Consider the following 19368-nt stretch of genomic DNA (forward strand, 5'->3'; position numbering starts at 1 on the left):
GCTTGGGGAGGAAGAGGATACCCATGAGGGGTATGCTGGTCCCGTTCGTACGAGGAGCAGGAAATGACTCCCACCACGCCCGGCGCCGCCCGGGTCGAGCTCGCCATCGGCGGCATGACCTGCGCTTCGTGCGCGGCCCGGATCGAGAAGAAGCTCAACCGTATGGAGGGGGTCGAGGCCACCGTCAACTACGCCACGGAGAAGGCCCGGGTCGCGTACGCCGAGGACGTCTCGGTCGACGACCTGATCGCCACGGTCGAGGCCACCGGCTACTCGGCCCGGCGGCCCGCCCCGCCGCGACCCGGACCCGGGGACACCGACGGCCGGGGAGACGGTCCGGCCGAGGACGAGCCCGTCGACACCGAGCTGAGATCCCTGCGCCAGAGGCTCGTCACCGCCACCGTGCTCGCCGTGCCGGTCATCGCGATGGCGATGGTCCCGGCTCTCCAGTTCACGTACTGGCAGTGGCTGTCCCTCACGCTGGCCGCGCCGGTCGTCACGTACGCCGCCTGGCCCTTCCACCGGGCCGCCTGGACCAACGCCCGGCACGGCGCCGCCACCATGGACACCCTGATCTCGGTCGGTACCTCGGCCGCGTTCCTGTGGTCGTTGTGGGCGCTCTTCCTCGGGACCGCCGGCACGCCGGGCATGACGCACCCCTTCGCGTTCACCATCGGCCGGAGCGACGGAGCGGGGAACATCTATCTGGAGGCGGCCGCCGGCGTCACCGCCTTCATCCTGGCGGGCCGCTACTTCGAGGCCCGCTCGAAGCGCAAGGCCGGCGCCGCGCTCAGGGCGCTCATGGAACTGGGAGCCAAGGAGGTCACCGTGCTGCGCGACGGCCGTGAGATCACCCTGCCCACGGCCGGGCTGGAGGTCGGGGACCGTTTCCTGGTGCGCCCCGGGGAGAAGATCGCCACGGACGGCACGGTGGTGGAGGGCTCGTCCGCCGTCGACGTCTCCATGCTCACCGGCGAGTCGGTGCCCGTCGAGGTCGCCGCCGGTGACTCCGTCACGGGAGCGACGCTCAACGCGGGCGGCCGGCTCGTGGTCGAGGCCACCAGGGTCGGTGCCGACACCCAGCTCGCCCGGATGGCCGCGCTGGTGGAGGAGGCCCAGAGCGGCAAGGCCTCCGCCCAGCGGCTCGCCGACAGGATCTCCGCGGTCTTCGTACCCGTCGTCATGGTGCTGGCGCTCGCGACGCTCGGCTACTGGCTCGGTTCGGGCGCCGGACTCACCGCCGCGTTCACCGCGGCCGTCGCCGTGCTGATCATCGCCTGCCCCTGCGCGCTCGGCCTGGCCACACCCACCGCTCTCCTGGTCGGCACCGGCCGCGGTGCCCAGCTCGGCATCCTGATCAAGGGACCGGAGGTCCTGGAGAACACCCGCAAGGCCGACACGATCCTCCTCGACAAGACGGGCACCGTCACCACCGGCCGTATGACGCTGATGGAGGTCCACACCGCCGGATCCACGGACGAGACCGAAGTGCTCCGTCTCGCGGGTGCGTTGGAGCACTCCTCCGAACATCCGATCGCCCGCGCGGTCGCCGAGGGCGCCGCCGCGACGGTGGGCACACTGCCCGTGCCCGAGGACTTCGCCAACGTTCCTGGCCTCGGTGTGCAGGGCGTGGTCGACGGCCGCGCCGTGCTCGTCGGACGCGAGAAACTGCTGGGCGCATGGGCCGTCGAACTTCCCGAAGGGCTCAGGGCCGCCAAGGAGGAGGCCGAAAGGAACGGGAGGACCGTGATCGCCGTGGCCTGGGACGGTGAGGCCCGGGCGGTCCTGGAGGTCGCCGACGCGGTCAAGGACACCAGTGCCGAAGCGGTCCGCCGGCTGCGCGCGCTCGGTCTGACACCCGTCCTGCTGACCGGCGACAACAAGGCGGTCGCCGAATCCGTCGCGGCTCAGGTCGGCATCGACGAGGTCGTCGCCGAGGTCCTTCCCCAGGACAAGGCCGACGTCGTCAGAGGGCTCCAGGCCCAAGGGCGCAGCGTCGCCATGGTCGGCGACGGGGTCAACGACGCCGCCGCGCTCGCCCAGGCGGACCTGGGCCTGGCCATGGGGACCGGTACGGACGCCGCCATCGAGGCGGGTGACCTGACACTCGTACGCGGGGACCTGCGGGTGGCCGCCGACGCGATCCGGCTCTCCCGCAGGACGCTGGGCACGATCCGCTCGAATCTGTTCTGGGCCTTCGCCTACAACGTGGCGGCCCTTCCGCTCGCCGCGGCCGGTCTGCTCAACCCGATGATCGCGGGCGCGGCCATGGCCTTCTCGTCGGTCTTCGTCGTCGGCAACAGTCTCCGGCTGCGCGGCTTCCGGGCCGCCGGCTGAGGCGTTCCCCTGCCCCCGCACCGGCGTCCGGGAGCCGCGCGTTCCGGGCGTTGCGGTTTGCGTCCCGGGGGGCCGGGGCGGCAGGGTTCGGTGGTGTGGCCACTCTGCTGATCGTGCATCACACCCCGTCCCCCAACTGCCAGGCGCTGTTCGAGGCGGTGGTCGCCGGCGCGACGACGGAGGACATCGAGGGCGTACGGGTCGTGCGGCGGGCCGCGCTCTCCGCCACCGCGTCCGACGTGCTCGCCGCCGACGGCTATCTGCTCGGCACCCCCGCGAACCTCGGTTATATGTCCGGCGCGCTGAAGCACTTCTTCGACCAGGTCTACTACCCGTGCCTGGACACCACGAAGGGCCGGCCCTTCGGCTACTGGGTGCACGGCGGAAACGACGTCACCGGGGCCGTGCGCGGCATCGAGACCATCACGACGGGCCTCGGATGGCGTCGCACGGCCGACGCGGTGACCGTCACGGGCGAGCCGGGCAAGACCGACACCGAGGCGTGCTGGGAGCTGGGGGCGACGGTCGCCGCAGGGCTGATGGACTGACGGGTGTCAGGCGCGGTCGATGTGCACGCTGGTCGACTTCACGCGCGCCGTCGCCTGCATGCCGACCTCCAGCCCCAGCTCCTCCACGGCCTCCCGGGTCAGGAGGGACACGAGGCGGTGCGGTCCCGCCTGGATCTCGACCTGGGCGGCGACGTCACCGAGCTTCACCGCGGTGACGATGCCGGGGAAGGCGTTCCGCGCCGAGGTGTAGGGGGTCTCCTCCTCGCCTGACCCGGCCTGTGCGACCTCGACGGAGAACGCAGCCAGGTCACGGCCGTCGACGAGGCGTCGCCCGCTCTCGTCGCGATGGGTCGCGACCCGGCCGGCATCCGCCCAGCGTCGGGCGGTGTCCGGGCTCACGCCGAGAAGACGTGCCGCCTGGCCGATGGTGTAGGACTTCATGGGCGACACCATATGTGGAACGTGCGCGCCGTCCTCACCACGCGCGCACACCCCCGGCGCCGGGACGGCCTGGACGGCTTTGCGCCAACTCCGGGCACCGGCCCCACCCGTACGACCCGCTGTCCCAGGGCCACCGGGCGGTATGCGGGCCACGCGCGGAAGCCGGCACGATGCCGCCGACGGCCTGGATGACCGCAGGTGGGAGCTGTCCTGAGGACGTCCGCGGCCTCGGGTGAAGCGGGTGTGACCATCTCGGCCATCTTTAAAGCAGTTGCTTGACCGGGCTGCGGGGGCCGGATTGCCTGGACCTCCGAGACGCCTTCGAGCGAGGAGCCGGCGAATGGAACGCACGGCGCGGGCCGAACAGGCCGGCGGTACCAGGGAACGGATCCTGAACGCCGCCGAGCGGCTGTTCGCCGAGCACGGGGTCTACGCGGTGTCCAACCGCCGGGTCAGCGAGGCCGCACAGCAGGGCAACAACGCGGCGGTCGGCTACCACTTCGGGACGAAGGCCGACCTGGTGCGCGCGATCGCCCGGAAGCACAGCCGGCAGATCGAGGAGACCCGCGAACGCCGGCTGGCCCGGATCCAGGACCCCTCGGACATAGGGGAGTGGGTGGCCTGCCTGGTGCGTCCCACCACCGAGCATCTGGCCGCCCTCGGCAGCCCCACCTGGTTCGCGCGGTTCTGCGCCCAGGTCATGACCGACCCCGCGCTGCAGGACATCATGGCCGAGGAGTCGCTCGCCTGCCCGCCGACCCTGCGGGCCCTCGAAGGGCTCAACCGCTGCCTGCCCGACCTGCCCGCCGACGTCCACGTCGAGCGGGCCGCCATGTCGACCAACCTGATCCTCCACACCTGCGCGGAGCGTGAACGCGCCCTCGCCGCGCACACCTCCACAACGCGCGCGAACTGGCACGACACCGCCACCGGTCTGATCGACGCCGTCGTCGGACTCTGGACGGCACCGGTCACGCCCCGGCGCTGATCCCTCCGCTCCACCCCGGCCCGTCCACCCTGTCCCCCATCCGTGCTCCGGCGGCCCGATCCGGGCTGTCCCGAGCCGAGAACAGAGGCTCCATGACCCCCTCCCGCGTTCTCGTCGTCGGTGCGTCCGCCGCCGGGCTGGCCACCGCGGAGGCACTGCGCCGCAAGGGATACCGCGGCACGCTGACGCTGCTCGGCGACGAACCTCACCCGCCCTACGACCGCCCGCCCCTCTCCAAGCAGGTGCTGGCCGGCAGCAGGACCCCCGACACGACCCGGCTGCGGACCCCCGAAGTACTGGCGGCCCTGGACGCCGAACTGCTCCTCGGCGACCCGGCGGTCCACCTCGACCCCCGGACCCGCACGGTGCGGACGGCGTCCGGGCGCGAACTGGGCGCCGACGCGGTCGTCGTCGCCACCGGACTACGGGCCAGGAACCTCCCCGGCACGGACGCCGAGGGCGTGCACGTCCTGAGGACGCTCGACGACGCCCTCGCGCTGCGCTCCGGACTGCTGGCCGCGCGGCGGCTCGTCGTGGTCGGAGAGGGGGTGCTCGGCTGCGAGATCGCCGCCACCGCCCGCTCCATGGGCCTCGACGTCACCCTGGCCGGCCCCCGGCCCGGACCCATGCTCGCCCAGTTCGGACCCGTGGTGTCGGAACTGCTCGCCGCGCTGCACACCGCCAACGGCGTACACCTGCGGCTGGGCCACGCGGTCACCGGACTGACCACCGCCGAGGGCCGGGTCACCGGGGTGCGTCTGGACACGGACGAGGTGCTGCCCGCCGACGTGGTGGCCGTCGCCATCGGGGGAGACCCCGCCACCGGCTGGCTGGCGGACAGCGGGCTGCGCATCGAGAACGGCCTCGTCTGCGACGCGCGCTGCCGCGCGGCGGAGGGCGTCTACGCCGTCGGGGACGTGGCCTCCTGGCACCACGAACTCTTCGACGCCCCGATGCGCCTGGAGAACCGTACGAACGCCACCGAGCAGGCCGTCGCCGTCGCCGCGAACATCCTCGGCGCCGACCTGCCCTACGTCCCCGTGCCCTACTTCTGGACCGATCAGTTCGACGCCCGGATCCAGGCCCACGGCCGGCTCGGACCGGACGCCGGGGTGACCGTCGTGGAGGGCGATCCGGAGACCGGACGTTTCGTCGCCCGCTACGAGCGCGACGGCAGGGTCACGGGAGTCCTCGGCTGGAGCATGCCCAAGCAGGCGCGACTGCGCCGCCAGGAGATCGGCGGCCCGGTCCCGTCCCTCGAACCGTCGGCGCCGTGACCCCGGCCGGCGGCACGTCAGCCACCCGCACGAGGAAGTGAGGAAGCGATGACCAGCACGGTACGCACGGGAGGGGCGCAGGCGCCCTCGGCCCCGGAATTCCCGATGCCCAGGGCCGAGGGCTGCCCGTTCGACCCGCCGCCCGCCCTGAAGAAGGAGCAGGAGCAGGGTCCGCTCAGGAAGGTCCGGCTCTGGGACGGGTCCACACCCTGGCTGGTCACCCGCTACGCCGACCAGCGCGCCCTGCTGGCCGACCCGAGGACCAGCGCCGACATCACCCGCCCCGGCTACCCCAGTTCCGCGCCGGTCCGGGGGTCGAGCTTCAGCTTCATCCTCATGGACGATCCCGAGCACGCCCGCCAGCGCCGCATGGTCACGGCTCCCTTCACGATCAAGCGGGTCGAGGCGATGCGTCCGGCCGTCCAGAAGATCGTGGACGGTCTGATCGACGACATGCTGGCAGGCCCCCCACGGGCCGACCTCGTCCAGGCGTTCGCCCTCCCCGTCCCGTCGCTCGTGATCTGCGAGCTGCTCGGAGTCCCCTACGCCGACCACGACTTCTTCCAGGAGAACAGCAAGATCCTCATCAGCCGCAGCGCGGCACCCGAGGAGCGGGGCGCGGCCCACGCCAAGCTGATCGGCTACCTGGACGAGCTGATGGGCCACAAGATCGCCCGGCCCGCCGACGACCTCCTGTCAGGGCTCGGCACCCGCGTCGGGGCCGGGGAACTGTCGCGCCGGGAGGCGGCGGAGACGGGCGTACTCCTGTTGATCGCGGGACACGAGACCACCGCCAACATGATCGCTCTCGGCACCCTCGCGCTGCTGGAGCACCCCGACCAGCTCGCCCTCCTCCGCGACTCCGACGACCCGAAGGCGGTCGCCGGCGCGGTGGAGGAGCTGCTGCGCTACCTCAACATCACCCACGGGGGCCGCCGCCGCGTGGCCGTCGAGGACATCGAGATCGGCGGCGAGGTCATCCGGGCCGGTGAGGGGATCATCGTGCCCAACGACATCGGCAACCGTGACCCCGAGGTCTTCGCCGACCCCGACCGGCTCGACCTCGGGCGGGACGCACGGCGTCACGTCGCCTTCGGTTTCGGCGTCCACCAGTGCCTCGGGCAACCGCTGGCCCGCATGGAGCTGCAGGTCGTCTACAGCACCCTCTACCGGCGGATCCCCACCCTCCGCCTGGACGCCGGCCTGGAGGACCTGTCGTTCAAGCACGACGGTGCCGTGTACGGCGTGTACGAACTGCCCGTGGCCTGGTGACCTCCCGGTCACCGGCCCCGCCGCTCGGCGGACCTCGCCACGGAGCACCACCCCCACCCCCCCCGCACACATCACGACCGAGGAGTGCCCATGAAAGTGACTCTCGACCAGGACAAGTGCGTCGCGTCGGGCCAGTGCGTCGTCGCCGCGGACGATGTGTTCGACCAGGACGACGACGGCATCGCCGTGCTGCTCGACCCCACCCCGCCGTCGGACCGGGCCGAGGACGTCGAGCAGGCCGCGGCCGTCTGCCCCGCCCTCGCCATCCGCATCCAGGGCTGACGCGAGGGGGATCCCCTCGCTCATCACCGCGGGGAGGGCACGGGCCCGGTCCCGCCGGACGAGCCGTCGTCCGGCGGGACCGGGCCCGTACGGCGCGGTGCGCCCGACCCGCGTCCTCCTCCGCGTGCAGCCGTCCGAGCCGGACGGCACGTCTGAGGCGTCCGTGCGGGCGCCCCGACCCGGCGACGGCCGGATCGAGCGGCCAGGGTCCACGGTCCGCCGTACCCGCTGATCACCGGGCCGGGCCGGACCACTCCGGCCGAGCAGTGGCTCACCGGCCGGACGGCCCCTCTGCGGGCGGCCCTCGGCACCGCGCTCGATCTGCCGCGCCCGGCGGCCGCCACGCCGCCTCCCTCCGCGTCCCGACGGGCGGGCCGGGGCCCACGTACGCGTCCCGGGCCTGAGCGCCGCACGGGCGCGGCTCCACTCAGTGCGGTTTCCAGCTGAGCTTGCCGCCTCCCACCCAGCGGACCGCGGCCGGGTCGTCGAGGTCGTGGACCGGGATCCCGGCCGTCGCGGCGGCGATCAGCACGTCCGTCATGGCGGTCGCGCTCCCGATGACCTCTCCGTCGATCTCCACCACACGGAAGGGCGGATCCCCCGGCTGGACGGGCAGGACGGTGATCCGCGGGGCCGAGGCGTGTGGGTTCTCAGTCATGGCCGATCGGTTCCACGCCGGTCTTCCCGGTATGCGCGACGGCCTCAGCGTGAGTCGTATGCCCGTTTTAGTACGTTTTTAGAATTTAATCCCGTAATCCATAAAAGGCCATTTCATGTGACCTGAACCCCTTCGCGTCGGAGCGAATCGCCCAAATCGGACGCCGTGACCAGGGTCACTTCATGCCGTCCGGACGCGCGGGAGCGACGGGCGGTTCCCTTCTGCGCCAAGAGAAATGGCCGGGGTGATGTGGGGTGGATTACATGAATTCCCAAAAATTGATCTTGCGAATGAATTGTGATCACCGAACCAGGCTTGTTCCTTTCCCTATTTCTCGCCTACGGTCACCATCACTCCGGGCGGAACGCCGAATCCTGCCGCCGCCCGATTACCCGACCACTTCTCGTACGGCAGGAGCGGGGGACCCAAGTAAGTGCCGATCCGGTTTCCGGAGCGGCTCGGGGTGAAGTCGCATTCGTGTGCGACCGGGCATCTCCAGCCCGAACCCGACAGCTCACTTCGCAGGCGACGGAGAGGAATTCAGCATGCCCGAAAACGGTAAGCACCGTCGTTTCAGGACCAGTTCGCTCACCCGCGGCATCATCGCCGTGACCACGGGTGGAGCCGCCCTGGCTCTCCCCGTGATCGGTGCGACCGGCGCCTTCGCGGCCCCGGCCCCGACGGCCGCCGTCGAAAAGGCCGCGACGTCGACTGCCGCGTCCGGCAAGGGAATTGCCGCGCAGAAGTCCGAGTCCACCAGCTATTCCGTGATCTTGGGTGACACCCTCGCCAAGATCGCTCGCGAGCATTCCGTCAACGGTGGCTGGAAGGCCCTGTACGAGGACAACCAGAAGGCTGTCGGCGGAAACCCGGACCTGATTCACCCCGGTCTGAAGCTGACGATCGGCGCCAAGGCCGACAGCAAGCCGGAGAAGGCCGAATCCAAGGCCTCCACCACGTCCGACCGTGCCGAGAAGGGCGCCGACCGCGCCGACCGCTCGGAGCGCACGAACACCTCGCTCGCCGCGGAAGGCGCTCCCGCCGCCGAGGCCGCCCCCGCCGCCGAGTCGGTCAGCTACACGAACGACCTCGACGGCTGGATCAAGGAGTCGCTCGCCGTCATGGCGGAGCACGGCATCCCCGGCACCTACGAGGGCATCCACCGCAACATCATCCGTGAGTCCGCCGGTGACCCCCAGGCGATCAACAACTGGGACATCAACGCGATCAACGGCGTCCCGTCCAAGGGCCTGCTCCAGGTCATCGACCCGACCTTCCAGGCCTACCACGTGCCCGGTACGTCGATGGACAGCTACGACCCGGTCGCCAACATCACTGCCGCGTGCAACTACGCGGCGGACAAGTACGGTTCGATCGACAACGTCTTCGGGGCCTACTGAGTCCTCGCCCAGGCGAAGCCTCCGGCACGCGGGTGTGTGACGGAGGGACAGGAATGAAGCGGGTGGTACGGGTTCGGCGGAACCCGTACCACCCGCTTTCCGTCGTCCGGGCCGTCCTTGCCCGAGGCCGCCGCATCACGGGGTCGCGGCGGAAGGGGCGGGTGACGTCCCTGCGACAGGCCCCGGCGGTGGCGGGCTGACTGGTCTCGTACAGGTTCGTCGTCCATACTGCCCGCCGTGGAGCAGCGTATAGATTCGAACACGAAGCCCGAGTTCGCCGCGGGGACAGACCCGGCGTACATCCCCGGCCTGACGGCCCCTGCCCCCGCGCGGACGGAGGCGGAAGCGGAGAAGGCGGAGCCCGAGGAGATCCGGGACGCCGAGCCTGCGGAAGCGCCTTCCGAGGGAGTCGCGGACGAGGCCGTGGACGACGCCACGGCAGCGGCCGACGCGACCCCCGGCGCCGACGTGGAGCCCGAGGGTGCCGAGACGGCCGGCGCCGGCGGGAAGGCCGGAGGCGAGGACGGCCCCGTCTTCGAGGTCAGTGACCGACGCGGGTCCATCAGGTTGGACGCCGAAGGGGTCCGCTTCCGCCTGGACGACCAGGAGGCGGAGTTCGACTGGTCCGAGATCGGCGCGGTCGAGGTCAGGACCGGACGCTTCGGACGCCGGTTCACCGTGACCGTCCACCTGTCGAGCCGCCGGTGGTTCAACGCCGAGGTCGAGGCCGGGTCCCGCGGCGACCTCAAGACCTGGACCGCGGAGTTCGACGAGGCGCTGGACGCCTACTTCGAAGAGGCCTGACCTCCACGGTCACGGCCGCGCACCGGGCCGGACGACGGACGCGCCCGGCCGACGGATCCCGATCCGCCGGCCGGGCCGCCCTCCGGCCCGGTGCTCGGCCTGCCGTGAGACCTCAGGCCCCGGCGGTCGTGCCGAGCACCACCGACCGGGTGAGGTGGCGCGGCTGGTCGGGGTCGAGCCCCCGCGCGGCCGCGCGCGCGATCGCCAGACGCTGGACCCTGACCAGGTCGGCCAAGGGGTCCAGGCCGCTCTCCACCCAGCGGGCCCCGGTCGCCCGCACCTGTTCCCGCAGCCCCTCCGGGGCGTCGCCGAACATCCAGGTCGCGGTTCCGGCCGTGGCGATGCTGATGGGGCCGTGGCGGTATTCCATCGCCGGGTACGACTCCGTCCAGGACAGGGACGCCTCCTTCATCTTGAGGGCCGCCTCGTTGGCGAGCCCCACCGTCCAGCCCCGGCCCAGGAAGCTGAACTGCTCGCATTCCACCAGGCCTTCGGGCAGCGGCTCCGCCAAGGCGGTCTCCGCGTCCCGCACGACGTCGTCCGTGTGCAGCCCGAGGTGGGCGCGGAACAGGGTCAGCGCGGTGGTCGCGAACCTCGTCTGGACCACGGACCGCTCGTCGGCGAAGTCGAGCACGACCACGTCGTCGGCGGCGTCCATCACCGGGGTCCGCGGGTCGGCGGTCACGGCGACGGTCCGGGCGGTGCCCCGGAGCCGGCTCAGCAGGTCGAGGACCTCGGTGGTCGTCCCGGAACGCGTCAGCGTGACGACCCGGTCGTACGCGCGCCCGAAGGGGAACTCCGAGGCGGCGTACGCGTCCGACTCGCCCTGTCCGGAGGCCTCGCGGAGGGCGGCGTACGCCTGCGCCATGTAGTACGAGGTCCCGCAGCCGACGACGGCGACGCGCTCACCGGTGACGGGCAGGGCCGTCTTCCGGTCGGCGGCGACCTCGGCCGCGCGGCGCCAGCACTCCGGCTGGCCTGCTGTCTCGGTCTCGACATGCGACATGTCCGCACTCCGCTTCCGCTGCTGCTCGCACCTGGTGGGGTGAGCTGGGTGAAATCGACGCCTGATTGTTCAATTCTGCATGTTACTCAGGTGATTCGAGCAAGAACAAGCAAAATGCTCCTTGCTCTGCGATCGATATGGCGGCTGTTTTCGGCCATGCTCGGTGGGTGATCGGCTCAATCAGGTTCCGCCGCCGTGACGTGGGTACTCCCTCGCCATCCGGAAACCTGCTGGAAACATGTCGCATAAAAGACGCAAAATCGCCCACGGGGGCGATCTTCGGCAACCCCGGACGGTCACCGCCGGGTGAAGAGCCGTGCGGGAGAAGGTCGGTATCGCGCCATCGATGCGGAGTACTGGCCGAGTTCGAACGCGCGGTCGGATCCAGGTCGGCATAATCACCCCATGTCGATCACGGGTGGGGACGTCGTTGACCTCGGCAGGGGCCTGTACGCCTGGATGCCGCCGAAGCGGGGCTGGGGGCTGGCCAACTGCGGCCTCCTGGTGTCGCCGCGCGGCGCGCTGTGGATCGACACCCCCTACGACCCGGTGCTGGCCGGCCAGTTCCTGGTGGAGAGCCAGAAGCGGCTCCCCGACGGCGTGGACATCGGCCGTGTGATCGTCACCCATGCCAACGGGGACCACTTCTGGGGCGCCGGAGTGCTGCCGGACGCGGAGATCATCGCGACCCGGGAGGCCCGGGAGCACATCCACTACGACCCCACCCCCCAGCAGCAGCACGCCCTGGTGGCCGGAAGTGATCCGTCCACACCGCTCGGTTCCTACCTCGCCCGCCACTTCGGCGGCTTCGACTGGTCCGCCACCGAGGCGGTGCGGCCGACGACGTACTTCACCGGGGAGCTCGAACTGACCCTGGGGGATTTCGCGGTACAGGTGTCGTCCCTGCCGCCCGCGCACACGGCGGGCGACCTCATGGTGTACCTGCCCGCGCAGCGGACGGTGTTCAGCGGCGACGTGATCTTCTCGTCCACCTCCCGGCAGCCCGGGGACCATCCGGTCCACTGGTCGGGGCCCCTGGACAACGTGATCGACGCCTGCGAACGCGTCCTGGCCACCGGGGCCGAGGTGATCGTGCCCGGTCACGGACCGGTGCTCGACCCGGCCGGGGTGCGGGAGCACATGGCCTACCTGGCCTACGTACGCGAGCGTGCCCACAGCCTCCACGCGGCGGGCGTGCCCGCGGTCGAGGCGGCCCGCCGGGTGATCGGTGAGGGCCGCTACCCGGCGCTCGGCCTGCCCGAGCGGCTCGTCGTCACCATCGGAAGCGAGTACCGCCACCTGGACGGCTCGGAACTCCCCGGAGTGCTCCAGGTGATGGCCGACGTGGCGGCCGTGGCCCACGACGTGGCGTGTACGGGCGGGCCCGCGTGACGGCCGGCCGGTGCGGCAGCCGGACGCCCGGCCGGCGCGTGGGCTGCCGGCGCACCCCGACAACAGAGACGCGGTGACGCCGTGCTGGGTTGGATCGTGGCCCTGGTCGCCGTGGCGGTGGCGACCTCGTCGGCCGTCCGTACGTATCAGGCCAGGCGGGAGGCGTACGGTGCCTCGGCCCGCGCGGAGCTGAACGAGCGGCAGGCCAAGGCGGCCGAGGCCCGCACCCTGGCCCTCACCGAGGAGATCCGCCAGCTCGCCCGCAGGCGGATACCCGCCGCGGCCACCGCCCTGTCCCACCGGACGGCGCCCGTCCCCGGACTCCGGGAGGCCGCCGGCATCGACGGCGAGGCCGCCCGGCTGCTGGGCGAAGCCGTACAGGCCGCCCGCACGGCCGTCCTGGAAGAGCGCGGACGTGTCGACGCGGCGGCGAGATCGGCCATGCGCGGCACCTCGGCGAAGATCCAGTCCCTGCTGAACCAGTCGCAGCACCTGCTGCACGAGCTCCAGCACGAGTACGACGACCCCCGGATCCTGCAGCTCGACTTCCGCAACGAACTGGCCCTGCGCCGCACCCAGGCCACCGCCGTGCTCTGCGACGCCTGGCCCGGTCTCGCCCGGCAGAACTCCTCGCTCGTCGAGGTCGTGCTCGGCGCCCAGTCCCGCGTACCGGGGTACGAGCGGATCAAGGTCGCCAACCACCTGCGCCAGGAGAGGCTCGCCCTGGTCGCCCGGGCGGCCGAACCCCTCGCGATCGCACTGGCCGAGCTGCTGGCCAACGCAACCGCCTACTCCCACCCGGACACCGAGGTGCCGGTGACGGTCCAGCAGACCGCGGGGCGCGGTGCCCTGATCCTGGTCGACGACGCCGGGATCGGCATGGACGACGACGCCCTGGAACGGGCGCGCACGCTGCTGTCGGGGCCCTCCGAGGTGCTGCTCACCGAGCTGGGGGACCCTCCGCGGACCGGCTTCGCCGTGGTCGGCCGGCTGATCGCGCGCTACGGATTCAGCTGCCACATCGAGTCCTCGCCCTACGGCGGGATGCGTACGATCCTCCGCATACCGGCCCATCTGCTGACCGTGATGGACGACGACCGCGCCCTGTCCGTGCTCGCACCGAAGCCCGTGCACGCGCGGGGAACCGGAGCCCCCGAGCCCTCCGGACCGCAGGATCCGGCCGCGACCACCGGCCCCGTCGGGCACTTGCCCGCCGAACCGGTCGCGCCCACATCCGCCGAACCTGCCGAACCCGCCGGGCGCGCCCCGGCCGCCGAGGCCGAAGCGCCTCCGGCAGAGCTGCCCACCCGGCGGCGCAGAGCACGTCGGACGGACTCCCCGGAGCCCTCCACGACCCGGCCGCAGACGGTGGAGGAGCCCACGCTCCGCACGCCCGAGCAGGCCGGAGCAGCCTGGGCCGCCCTCCAGGAGGGCACCCTCAGCGGCAGGAAGGCGCCCGGGCCTCCGGCACAGGCGCCGCCAGCAGCATCCCCATCGGACGACCTAGGAGACGACGAGACGTGAGCACCACCCCCACCGCCGGTGATCTCGCCTGGGTGCTGACCCCCCTGCTGGAGCTGCCCGGCGTCCAGCACGCCGTGGTCGCCACCGGCGACGGGCTCGTCGAGGGCGCCTCGCCCGGCCTGGACCGGGCGTCCGCCGAGCGTGTCGCCGCGATGACGGCCACGCTGCACGCCGCGGCCCGTGCCTTCACGACCGCCTTCACCGAGGCTGAGTCGCCGCGCCTGGCCCAGACGGTCGTGGAGTCCGACCTCGGCTTCGCCATCGTCGTACCGGCCGGGAAGAACACCACCCTGGCGCTCTTCGCCGCGCCCGACGCGCACCTGGGGAACATCGCGTACCAGATGCAGGTGCAGGTCACCGCCCTGACCCGCGCCATGCACGCTCCCACCCGCCAACCGGACGCTGCCACCCGGCCATGACCCCCGGCCCAGGGCGCCGCCTGATTCCCGCCTACCTGGTCACCGGTGGCCGTTCCGCGCCCACCGGCCCCGCGCTCGACCGGCTCGCCGTGCTCATCCGTACGGAGTCGTCACTGCCGCCGGACACCGGTTCGGAGCAGCGCAGGCTGTGTGAACTCCTGGAACCGGGAGCCCTCACCGTCGTCGAATGCGCCGCCCATCTGGAACTGCCGGTCAGCGCGACGGTCTTCCTGGCCACGGACCTCGTGGCCGCAGGACACCTGCACGCTCGACCACCGATCCCCAGCGCCGGCGAGATCGCCCGGTCGCTCGTCGAGAGGCTGCTCGTTGGACTCCGTTCCCTCCACTGACCGGGGCGGCATCGGCTACCTGCCGAGCGCCGCCGAGACCCTGATGAAGCTCGTCGTCACGGGTCCGTTCGGCGTGGGCAAGACGACCCTGATCCGCACGCTGTCCGAGATCCCCACGCTGCACACGGAGGAGGCGATGACGCAGTCCAGCACGGGACTGGACGACACCGCCGGGCTCCCGGAGAAGACGACCACCACCGTCGCCATCGACTTCGGCCGGCTGACCGTCCAGGACGACCTGGTGCTCTACATGTTCGGCACGCCGGGCCAGGAGCGGTTCATCCCCCTCTGGGAGGACATCGCGCGCGGTGCGCTCGGGGCCCTCGTCATGGTCGACACCCGCCGCCTGGAGGACTCCTTCGCCGTCATGGACATGGTGGAGGAGCAGGGGCTCCCGTACGCCGTGGCCGTGAACCGCTTCCCCGACGCCCCCGCCCATGCGGACGAGGTCCTGCGCAAGCACCTCGACCTCGACCCACGCACCCCGCTCGTGCAGTGCGACGCCCGTGAACGCCAGGGCAGCATCGACGCCCTGATCGCCCTCGCCGAGCACGCGCTGAACAGTCTGCCCGCGTCCCAGGAAGCGTCATGACCCCTCCCGTGCCCGGCACCGCCCCCTCGCTCCTCGAACCGCTCGCGCTCTACGGCGCCGGCTTCGCCGCCGATCCGCACGGCCATTACCTGACACTGCGCGCCCAGGGGCCGCTGGCCAGGGTTCGCATCGCCCCCGACGTCGACGCGATGCTGGTCACCGACTACCACGCGGCCGTCGACCTGCTGCGGGACACCGAGACCTTCACCAAGGACCCGCGCGCCTGGCAGGCGCGCGTGCCCGCCGACTCGCCGGTCCTGCCCGTGCTCGGACACCGCCCCACCGCCCTCTTCACCGACGGCGCCGTCCACGCCCGCTATCGCGACGCCATCAACGACACCCTCGCCCTGATCGAGCCGCACCTGCTGCGCGCGGAGGTCGCCCGCGTCGCGCAGCGGCTCATCGCCGGTTTCTCGGCCACCGGCACCGGCGACCTCATCGCCCAGTACGCCCGCGGACTGCCCCTGCACGTCTTCACGGCCTCCTTCGGCGTGGCCCCCGAGGACACCGAGCGGGTGGTCCGGGGAACGGCCGGGATGATGGACCCGATGGCGGACGCGACGGCGGCCTACGACGAACTCGTCGGCGTCGTCACCGCGCTCGTGGCCGAACGGCGCCGCCGGCCGGGCCGCGACCTCACCACGTATCTGCTCGCGCATCCGGCAGGTCTCGACGACGACGAGACGGTGCGTCAGATCACGCTCATCATGAGCGCGGGTCACGATCCGACGACCAATCTGATCGGCAACGCGCTCCTGCGGATGCTGAGCGACACCGGATACGGGGGGTCCCTGCACGGCGGCGCCATGACCGCGCACGAAGCGGTGAACGAGGTGCTCTGGCGGGATCCGCCGCTGGCCAACATGGGGGCCCACTTCCCGCGCCACGACACGGAGTTCCACGGTGTCCCGCTGCGCGCCGGGCAGCTCGTACTGGTCTCCTTCGCCGCCGCCAACACGCAGTCGCCGCCGTCCTTCACGGACCCCGCGGTGCGTTCGGGGGACGGCGCCCACCTGGCGTGGTCGACGGGACCGCACCGGTGCCCGGCCAAGCAGCCCGCCCTGCTGATGGCGATGACCGCGATCGAGCAGCTCACCAGCCAGCTCTGCGATCTGGAACTGGCCGTCGAACCGGACGCGCTGGTGTGGCGACCGGGCCCCTTCCACCGTGCCCCGGCCCATCTCCCGGTGCGCTTCACTCCGCTCGACGCGGTACCCGAACCGGCCGGTCCGAACGTCTGAGCGGTCATGGATCTCCTTCCGAACCGTGTCGGTGGTACGCCGAACGGGTGAGGGACGAGAGAATTGCCCGATGAACAGCGAGCGCAGCCGGCGCACAGCCAACCGGCATACGGACGGGGTGGTCCTGTGAGCAGGTACGACAGGTACGACAGATACGACCCCACCGACGAACAGTGGGAGGGGCTCGCGCAGGTCGTACCCCTGAGGGGCCGCAACGAATGGCCGTCACGGGTCGACCACAGGGCGGTCCCCGAACAGCGGGGGGCGGCGGAGCAGCGACGCCTGGTCGTCCTGCGGGTCCAGGTCTTCGCGGACGCGCGCGAGGTGGCCGAATACCTGGTGGCGCAGATTCCGGTCCTGCTGGACCTGACCGGCGCGGAGACCGATGTGGCCAAGCGGATCCTGGACTTCAGCAGCGGCGTGGTCTTCGGGCTGGGCAGCGGGATGCACCGGGTGGACCGCAACGTCTTCCTGCTCGCGCCGGTCGGCATGGAGGTTGAGGGGGTCACCGCGGCGGGCGTACCTCAATCGTAGGAAGGCCGTGCGGGCGGAACGGTTCGCCGCCCACGGCCGTGCGTACGGTCCGCTCATGACTGTGATCTCCTCCGTACCGACGGCTCCGTCGCCGTCGGGCGCGGCCCGCCCGGCACGTCCCCTCGTCGGCGAACTCCGGCTCGACGCCTTCGCCTCGCACCGCCGCACCGTCATCCCGCTCGGGCCGTTCACGCTGCTCGCCGGAGGCAGCGGCACCGGGAAGTCGACCGCCCTGCGCGGATACGAGGCCCTCGCCCGGCTGGCCGCCGGCGATCCGCTGGAGGACGTCTTCCCCGAACCGGGGGCATGGGTACCGGAGCGGGCGGAGGCCGACGCGCAGGGGCGGCGCGGATTCAGGCTCGGCTGCACGGTCGAGGGCCCGGCCGGCCCGGTGAGACTGGACCTCGCCGTGCAGGCCGAGCCCGCCCTCCGCATCGTGGGCGAGCGGCTGACGGGCGGCGGGGAGACCCTGTTGGCCACCGCGCTGAGGGACCCCCGCCGCTCCCACGTCCAGGCCGCCTGGCACACCGCGGGAGCCGTGCCGGTGACACGGGCTCCCCTTCCCGACGACCGGCTCGGCACGGCGCTGCTGCCGCTGCGCGTCGCGGGGACCACCGCCGGGCAGCTCAGGGTGCTGGCCGCCGCCGAACAGGTGGTGGTGGCCTTGCGCTCCGCCTTCGTCTGCGACCCTCGGCCGTGGCGGATGCGCGCGGCGGTGCCGGTGGGGGAGGGGCAGCTCACCTCGAGCTGCGACAACCTCGCCGACGTCCTCCACCGCACCCGAGGCCTCTGCGCCCAGCGGCACGCGAGACTTGTCGCCGCGGCGGACACCGGGTGCGCGGGACCGGTGACGGGACTGACCGCCGAGCGTCTTCGGGACGGCACCGTGCGCGCCCTGGCCGGGCGGGGCCCCGGCCGCAGTACACCCCTCGGCCGCCTGGGCGACGGCGAACTCCGCTATCTCGCCCACGCCCTGGTGCTGCTGACCGGCCCGCAGGTGCTGGGGGTGGACCCGGCGGTGGAGGTGCCGGACGCCATGCAGGCCCTCACGGTCCTGGCCGACGGGCTCGACCGGGATCTGGACGCGCGGCAGACCCGGGCGCTGCTGGCTCTCGCGGCGTCGGTCTGCGCGGACGGACACGTGCGCCTGCTGGGGACCGTCGGCGAGGCTGCAGCCGCGACGGCCCGGGGGACAGCCGGTACGACGGTGGTAGACCTGGGGCCGTGACGGATCTGGATATTGCGCAACTGCAGCGGCGACTGGCCGACTTCGCGGCGTCCCGGCACTGGGAGCCCTACCACACCCCCAAGAACCTGTGCGCGGCGCTGAGCGTGGAGGCCTCCGAACTCCTGGAGATCTTCCAGTGGCTGACACCGGAGCAGTCGGCGAGGGTGATGGAGGACGAGGACACCGCGTTCCGTGTCACGGACGAGGTCGCGGATGTGCTCGCTTATCTGCTGCAGTTCTGCGAGGTGTTGGGTGTCGACGCGCTGGCGGCGCTCTCGGCGAAGATTGACCGGAATGAGGCGCGTTTCCCGGTGCCGGACGGCGTCGAGCCGTCAGGTCGTCACTCTTCGGAGTGATCGACTTATGCACAATCGACTTCCTGTCCACAGATTTCCGATTTCCTCTGGCATTCGTGTGCCATGACCCTCACTGTGGGTAATGAAGAGGTGAGCGGGTTCTTTGTACGGGTGGTCTCGGCGACGGGGGAATCGCATGGAAGCGGAGCGACTGATCGCGGCGGGCCGGAGCGCGCTGGCGGGGAGCCGGGGAGTGCCGGCCGTCATGGCGGAGGCCTGGCAGGCCCAGGCGCTCGCCCGGGCGGTGGGCGGGCAACTGGCGCGGTACGGCCCGGCGGAGTTACGGACGGACGCGCGCGGACTCAGCGAGACATGCGCCCTGGGCAGTGCCGTGCTCGACCACCCGATGGTTCCGGCGGGGGGAGTGAGGGCGTCGCAGTTGACCGAAGTGGCCCATGTGGCACGGGCCTTGGCCGCTCTCGCGCTGCTCCTCGGTGAGGCGGGCATCGCCCTCGTGGGCGTCGCCTGCGGGACGGAGGAGGAAGGACTGTACTGGCAGTGCATCGAGTCGATAGACGCCGTCGACGAATCCGTGGACCGGGTGCAGAGCATGCTGAGACGGCTTGCCGAGCAGGAGCGCGAGCGTGACCGGCCGCCGGAACGGGAGCGGGACGGCCCGTTCGGAGTGGTTCACGGGCCGGCGGGTTTCGTCGCGGGTCAGCCGTGAGCGGGTCCGCGGCCAGGTGACCGCCGGCGGAGAGCCGGCCGGGGATTCGCCGGGGGCCGGTCCCGAGGCGTAGCGGGAGAGGCGGGGGACG

21 protein-coding genes and 1 riboswitch are annotated in these 19368 nt (G+C 71.9%); of the genes, 18 read left to right on the plus strand and 3 right to left on the minus strand.

Going from position 1 to position 19368, the window contains the following annotated elements:
- The first annotated feature begins 63 nt into the window (after positions 1-63).
- Complete coding sequence (locus IA22_RS0128755) at positions 64-2337, plus strand: heavy metal translocating P-type ATPase (RefSeq protein WP_030125284.1); 2274 nt, start codon at positions 64-66, stop codon at positions 2335-2337.
- Positions 2338-2432: 95 nt separating this feature from the next.
- Positions 2433-2885, plus strand: coding sequence for a flavodoxin family protein (locus IA22_RS0128760; protein WP_014153517.1), 453 nt, complete (start codon positions 2433-2435; stop codon positions 2883-2885).
- Between the two features lie 6 nt (positions 2886-2891).
- On the opposite strand, the gene IA22_RS0128765 is transcribed toward IA22_RS0128760, so the two are convergent.
- Complete coding sequence (locus IA22_RS0128765; protein ID WP_014153516.1) at positions 2892-3287, minus strand: TOBE domain-containing protein; 396 nt, start codon at positions 3285-3287, stop codon at positions 2892-2894.
- 340 nt (positions 3288-3627) lie between these two features.
- On the opposite strand from IA22_RS0128765, the gene IA22_RS0128770 reads away from it, so the two are divergent.
- The 4 genes from IA22_RS0128770 (at position 3628) to IA22_RS0128785 (ending at position 7106) form a co-directional block, all read left to right on the plus strand.
- Complete coding sequence (locus IA22_RS0128770) at positions 3628-4275, plus strand: TetR/AcrR family transcriptional regulator (RefSeq protein WP_015579136.1); 648 nt, start codon at positions 3628-3630, stop codon at positions 4273-4275.
- A gap of 92 nt (positions 4276-4367) precedes the next feature.
- Positions 4368-5552 (plus strand): NAD(P)/FAD-dependent oxidoreductase, encoded by a 1185-nt coding sequence (locus tag IA22_RS0128775; protein WP_015579137.1) that lies wholly within the window; start codon positions 4368-4370, stop codon positions 5550-5552.
- 48 nt (positions 5553-5600) lie between these two features.
- On the plus strand, positions 5601-6824 hold the full coding sequence (locus IA22_RS0128780; RefSeq protein ID WP_015579138.1) for a cytochrome P450: 1224 nt from the start codon (positions 5601-5603) through the stop codon (positions 6822-6824).
- 90 nt (positions 6825-6914) lie between these two features.
- A complete protein-coding gene (locus IA22_RS0128785; RefSeq protein ID WP_014153512.1) occupies positions 6915-7106 on the plus strand; it encodes a ferredoxin in 192 nt (63 codons plus the stop codon).
- Positions 7107-7533: 427 nt separating this feature from the next.
- Here IA22_RS0128785 and IA22_RS0128790 read toward each other — a convergent pair whose 3' ends face one another.
- Entirely contained in the window at positions 7534-7764 is a 231-nt protein-coding gene (locus tag IA22_RS0128790; RefSeq protein WP_014153511.1) for a hypothetical protein, read from the minus strand.
- A 383-nt stretch (positions 7765-8147) separates the two neighbouring features.
- Positions 8148-8307: riboswitch (cyclic di-AMP (ydaO/yuaA leader) on the plus strand.
- Positions 8308-8309: 2 nt separating this feature from the next.
- Here IA22_RS0128790 and IA22_RS0128795 point away from each other — a divergent pair.
- Positions 8310-9164, plus strand: coding sequence for a transglycosylase SLT domain-containing protein (locus tag IA22_RS0128795; protein ID WP_030125285.1), 855 nt, complete (start codon positions 8310-8312; stop codon positions 9162-9164).
- A gap of 237 nt (positions 9165-9401) precedes the next feature.
- Positions 9402-9968 carry a hypothetical protein gene (locus IA22_RS0128800; protein WP_015579143.1) on the plus strand — a complete coding sequence of 189 codons (567 nt, stop codon included), beginning with the start codon at positions 9402-9404 and terminating at the stop codon, positions 9966-9968.
- A 112-nt stretch (positions 9969-10080) separates the two neighbouring features.
- Here IA22_RS0128800 and IA22_RS0128805 read toward each other — a convergent pair whose 3' ends face one another.
- Complete coding sequence (locus tag IA22_RS0128805) at positions 10081-10974, minus strand: SIS domain-containing protein (RefSeq protein ID WP_014153508.1); 894 nt, start codon at positions 10972-10974, stop codon at positions 10081-10083.
- A 405-nt stretch (positions 10975-11379) separates the two neighbouring features.
- Between IA22_RS0128805 and IA22_RS0128810 the strand changes: the two genes are divergently transcribed.
- From IA22_RS0128810 to IA22_RS0128855, 10 genes are all read left to right on the plus strand, one after another.
- Positions 11380-12366: an MBL fold metallo-hydrolase gene (locus IA22_RS0128810; protein ID WP_014153507.1), complete on the plus strand. Its 987-nt coding sequence runs from the start codon at positions 11380-11382 to the stop codon at positions 12364-12366.
- 81 nt (positions 12367-12447) lie between these two features.
- Positions 12448-13890, plus strand: a complete 1443-nt coding sequence (locus tag IA22_RS0128815) for an ATP-binding protein (protein WP_030125286.1) — start codon at positions 12448-12450, stop codon at positions 13888-13890.
- On the plus strand, positions 13887-14309 hold the full coding sequence (locus tag IA22_RS0128820) for a roadblock/LC7 domain-containing protein (protein WP_014153505.1): 423 nt from the start codon (positions 13887-13889) through the stop codon (positions 14307-14309). Before IA22_RS0128815 ends, IA22_RS0128820 begins: the two co-directional genes overlap by 4 nt.
- Positions 14306-14659 (plus strand): DUF742 domain-containing protein, encoded by a 354-nt coding sequence (locus tag IA22_RS0128825; protein ID WP_030125287.1) that lies wholly within the window; start codon positions 14306-14308, stop codon positions 14657-14659. Before IA22_RS0128820 ends, IA22_RS0128825 begins: the two co-directional genes overlap by 4 nt.
- A complete protein-coding gene (locus IA22_RS0128830) occupies positions 14637-15251 on the plus strand; it encodes a GTP-binding protein (protein ID WP_030125288.1) in 615 nt (204 codons plus the stop codon). Before IA22_RS0128825 ends, IA22_RS0128830 begins: the two co-directional genes overlap by 23 nt.
- Entirely contained in the window at positions 15248-16492 is a 1245-nt protein-coding gene (locus IA22_RS0128835) for a cytochrome P450 family protein (protein WP_030125289.1), read from the plus strand. The genes IA22_RS0128830 and IA22_RS0128835 overlap by 4 nt, the downstream gene beginning before the upstream one ends.
- Positions 16493-16618: 126 nt before the next feature.
- On the plus strand, positions 16619-17026 hold the full coding sequence (locus IA22_RS0128840; protein WP_014153501.1) for a cell division protein SepF: 408 nt from the start codon (positions 16619-16621) through the stop codon (positions 17024-17026).
- 7 nt (positions 17027-17033) lie between these two features.
- Positions 17034-18254 carry an AAA family ATPase gene (locus IA22_RS0128845; RefSeq protein WP_030125290.1) on the plus strand — a complete coding sequence of 407 codons (1221 nt, stop codon included), beginning with the start codon at positions 17034-17036 and terminating at the stop codon, positions 18252-18254.
- Positions 18251-18610 carry a nucleotide pyrophosphohydrolase gene (locus tag IA22_RS0128850; protein WP_030125291.1) on the plus strand — a complete coding sequence of 120 codons (360 nt, stop codon included), beginning with the start codon at positions 18251-18253 and terminating at the stop codon, positions 18608-18610. Before IA22_RS0128845 ends, IA22_RS0128850 begins: the two co-directional genes overlap by 4 nt.
- 136 nt (positions 18611-18746) lie before the next feature.
- Positions 18747-19277: a DUF6099 family protein gene (locus tag IA22_RS0128855; RefSeq protein ID WP_014153498.1), complete on the plus strand. Its 531-nt coding sequence runs from the start codon at positions 18747-18749 to the stop codon at positions 19275-19277.
- The last annotated feature ends 91 nt before the right edge of the window (positions 19278-19368 follow it).

Origin of the sequence: Kitasatospora papulosa (genome assembly GCF_000717245.1) — a bacterium.
GTDB lineage: Bacteria > Actinomycetota > Actinomycetes > Streptomycetales > Streptomycetaceae > Streptomyces > Streptomyces papulosus.

Bases quoted from the DNA above. Each gene is read 5' to 3' on its own strand.
- IA22_RS0128855 (WP_014153498.1), top strand. From the start codon at position 18,747: ATGGAAGCGGAGCGACTGATCGCGGCGGGCCGGAGCGCGCTGGCGGGG.
- IA22_RS0128805 (WP_014153508.1), bottom strand. From the start codon at position 10,974: ATGTCGCATGTCGAGACCGAGACAGCAGGCCAGCCGGAGTGCTGGCGC.
- IA22_RS0128775 (WP_015579137.1), top strand. From the start codon at position 4,368: ATGACCCCCTCCCGCGTTCTCGTCGTCGGTGCGTCCGCCGCCGGGCTG.
- IA22_RS0128835 (WP_030125289.1), top strand. From the start codon at position 15,248: ATGACCCCTCCCGTGCCCGGCACCGCCCCCTCGCTCCTCGAACCGCTC.
- IA22_RS0128770 (WP_015579136.1), top strand. From the start codon at position 3,628: ATGGAACGCACGGCGCGGGCCGAACAGGCCGGCGGTACCAGGGAACGG.
- IA22_RS0128790 (WP_014153511.1), bottom strand. From the start codon at position 7,764: ATGACTGAGAACCCACACGCCTCGGCCCCGCGGATCACCGTCCTGCCC.
- IA22_RS0128795 (WP_030125285.1), top strand. From the start codon at position 8,310: ATGCCCGAAAACGGTAAGCACCGTCGTTTCAGGACCAGTTCGCTCACC.
- IA22_RS0128765 (WP_014153516.1), bottom strand. From the start codon at position 3,287: ATGAAGTCCTACACCATCGGCCAGGCGGCACGTCTTCTCGGCGTGAGC.
- IA22_RS0128755 (WP_030125284.1), top strand. From the start codon at position 64: ATGACTCCCACCACGCCCGGCGCCGCCCGGGTCGAGCTCGCCATCGGC.
- IA22_RS0128780 (WP_015579138.1), top strand. From the start codon at position 5,601: ATGACCAGCACGGTACGCACGGGAGGGGCGCAGGCGCCCTCGGCCCCG.
- IA22_RS0128825 (WP_030125287.1), top strand. From the start codon at position 14,306: ATGACCCCCGGCCCAGGGCGCCGCCTGATTCCCGCCTACCTGGTCACC.
- IA22_RS0128810 (WP_014153507.1), top strand. From the start codon at position 11,380: ATGTCGATCACGGGTGGGGACGTCGTTGACCTCGGCAGGGGCCTGTAC.
- IA22_RS0128785 (WP_014153512.1), top strand. From the start codon at position 6,915: ATGAAAGTGACTCTCGACCAGGACAAGTGCGTCGCGTCGGGCCAGTGC.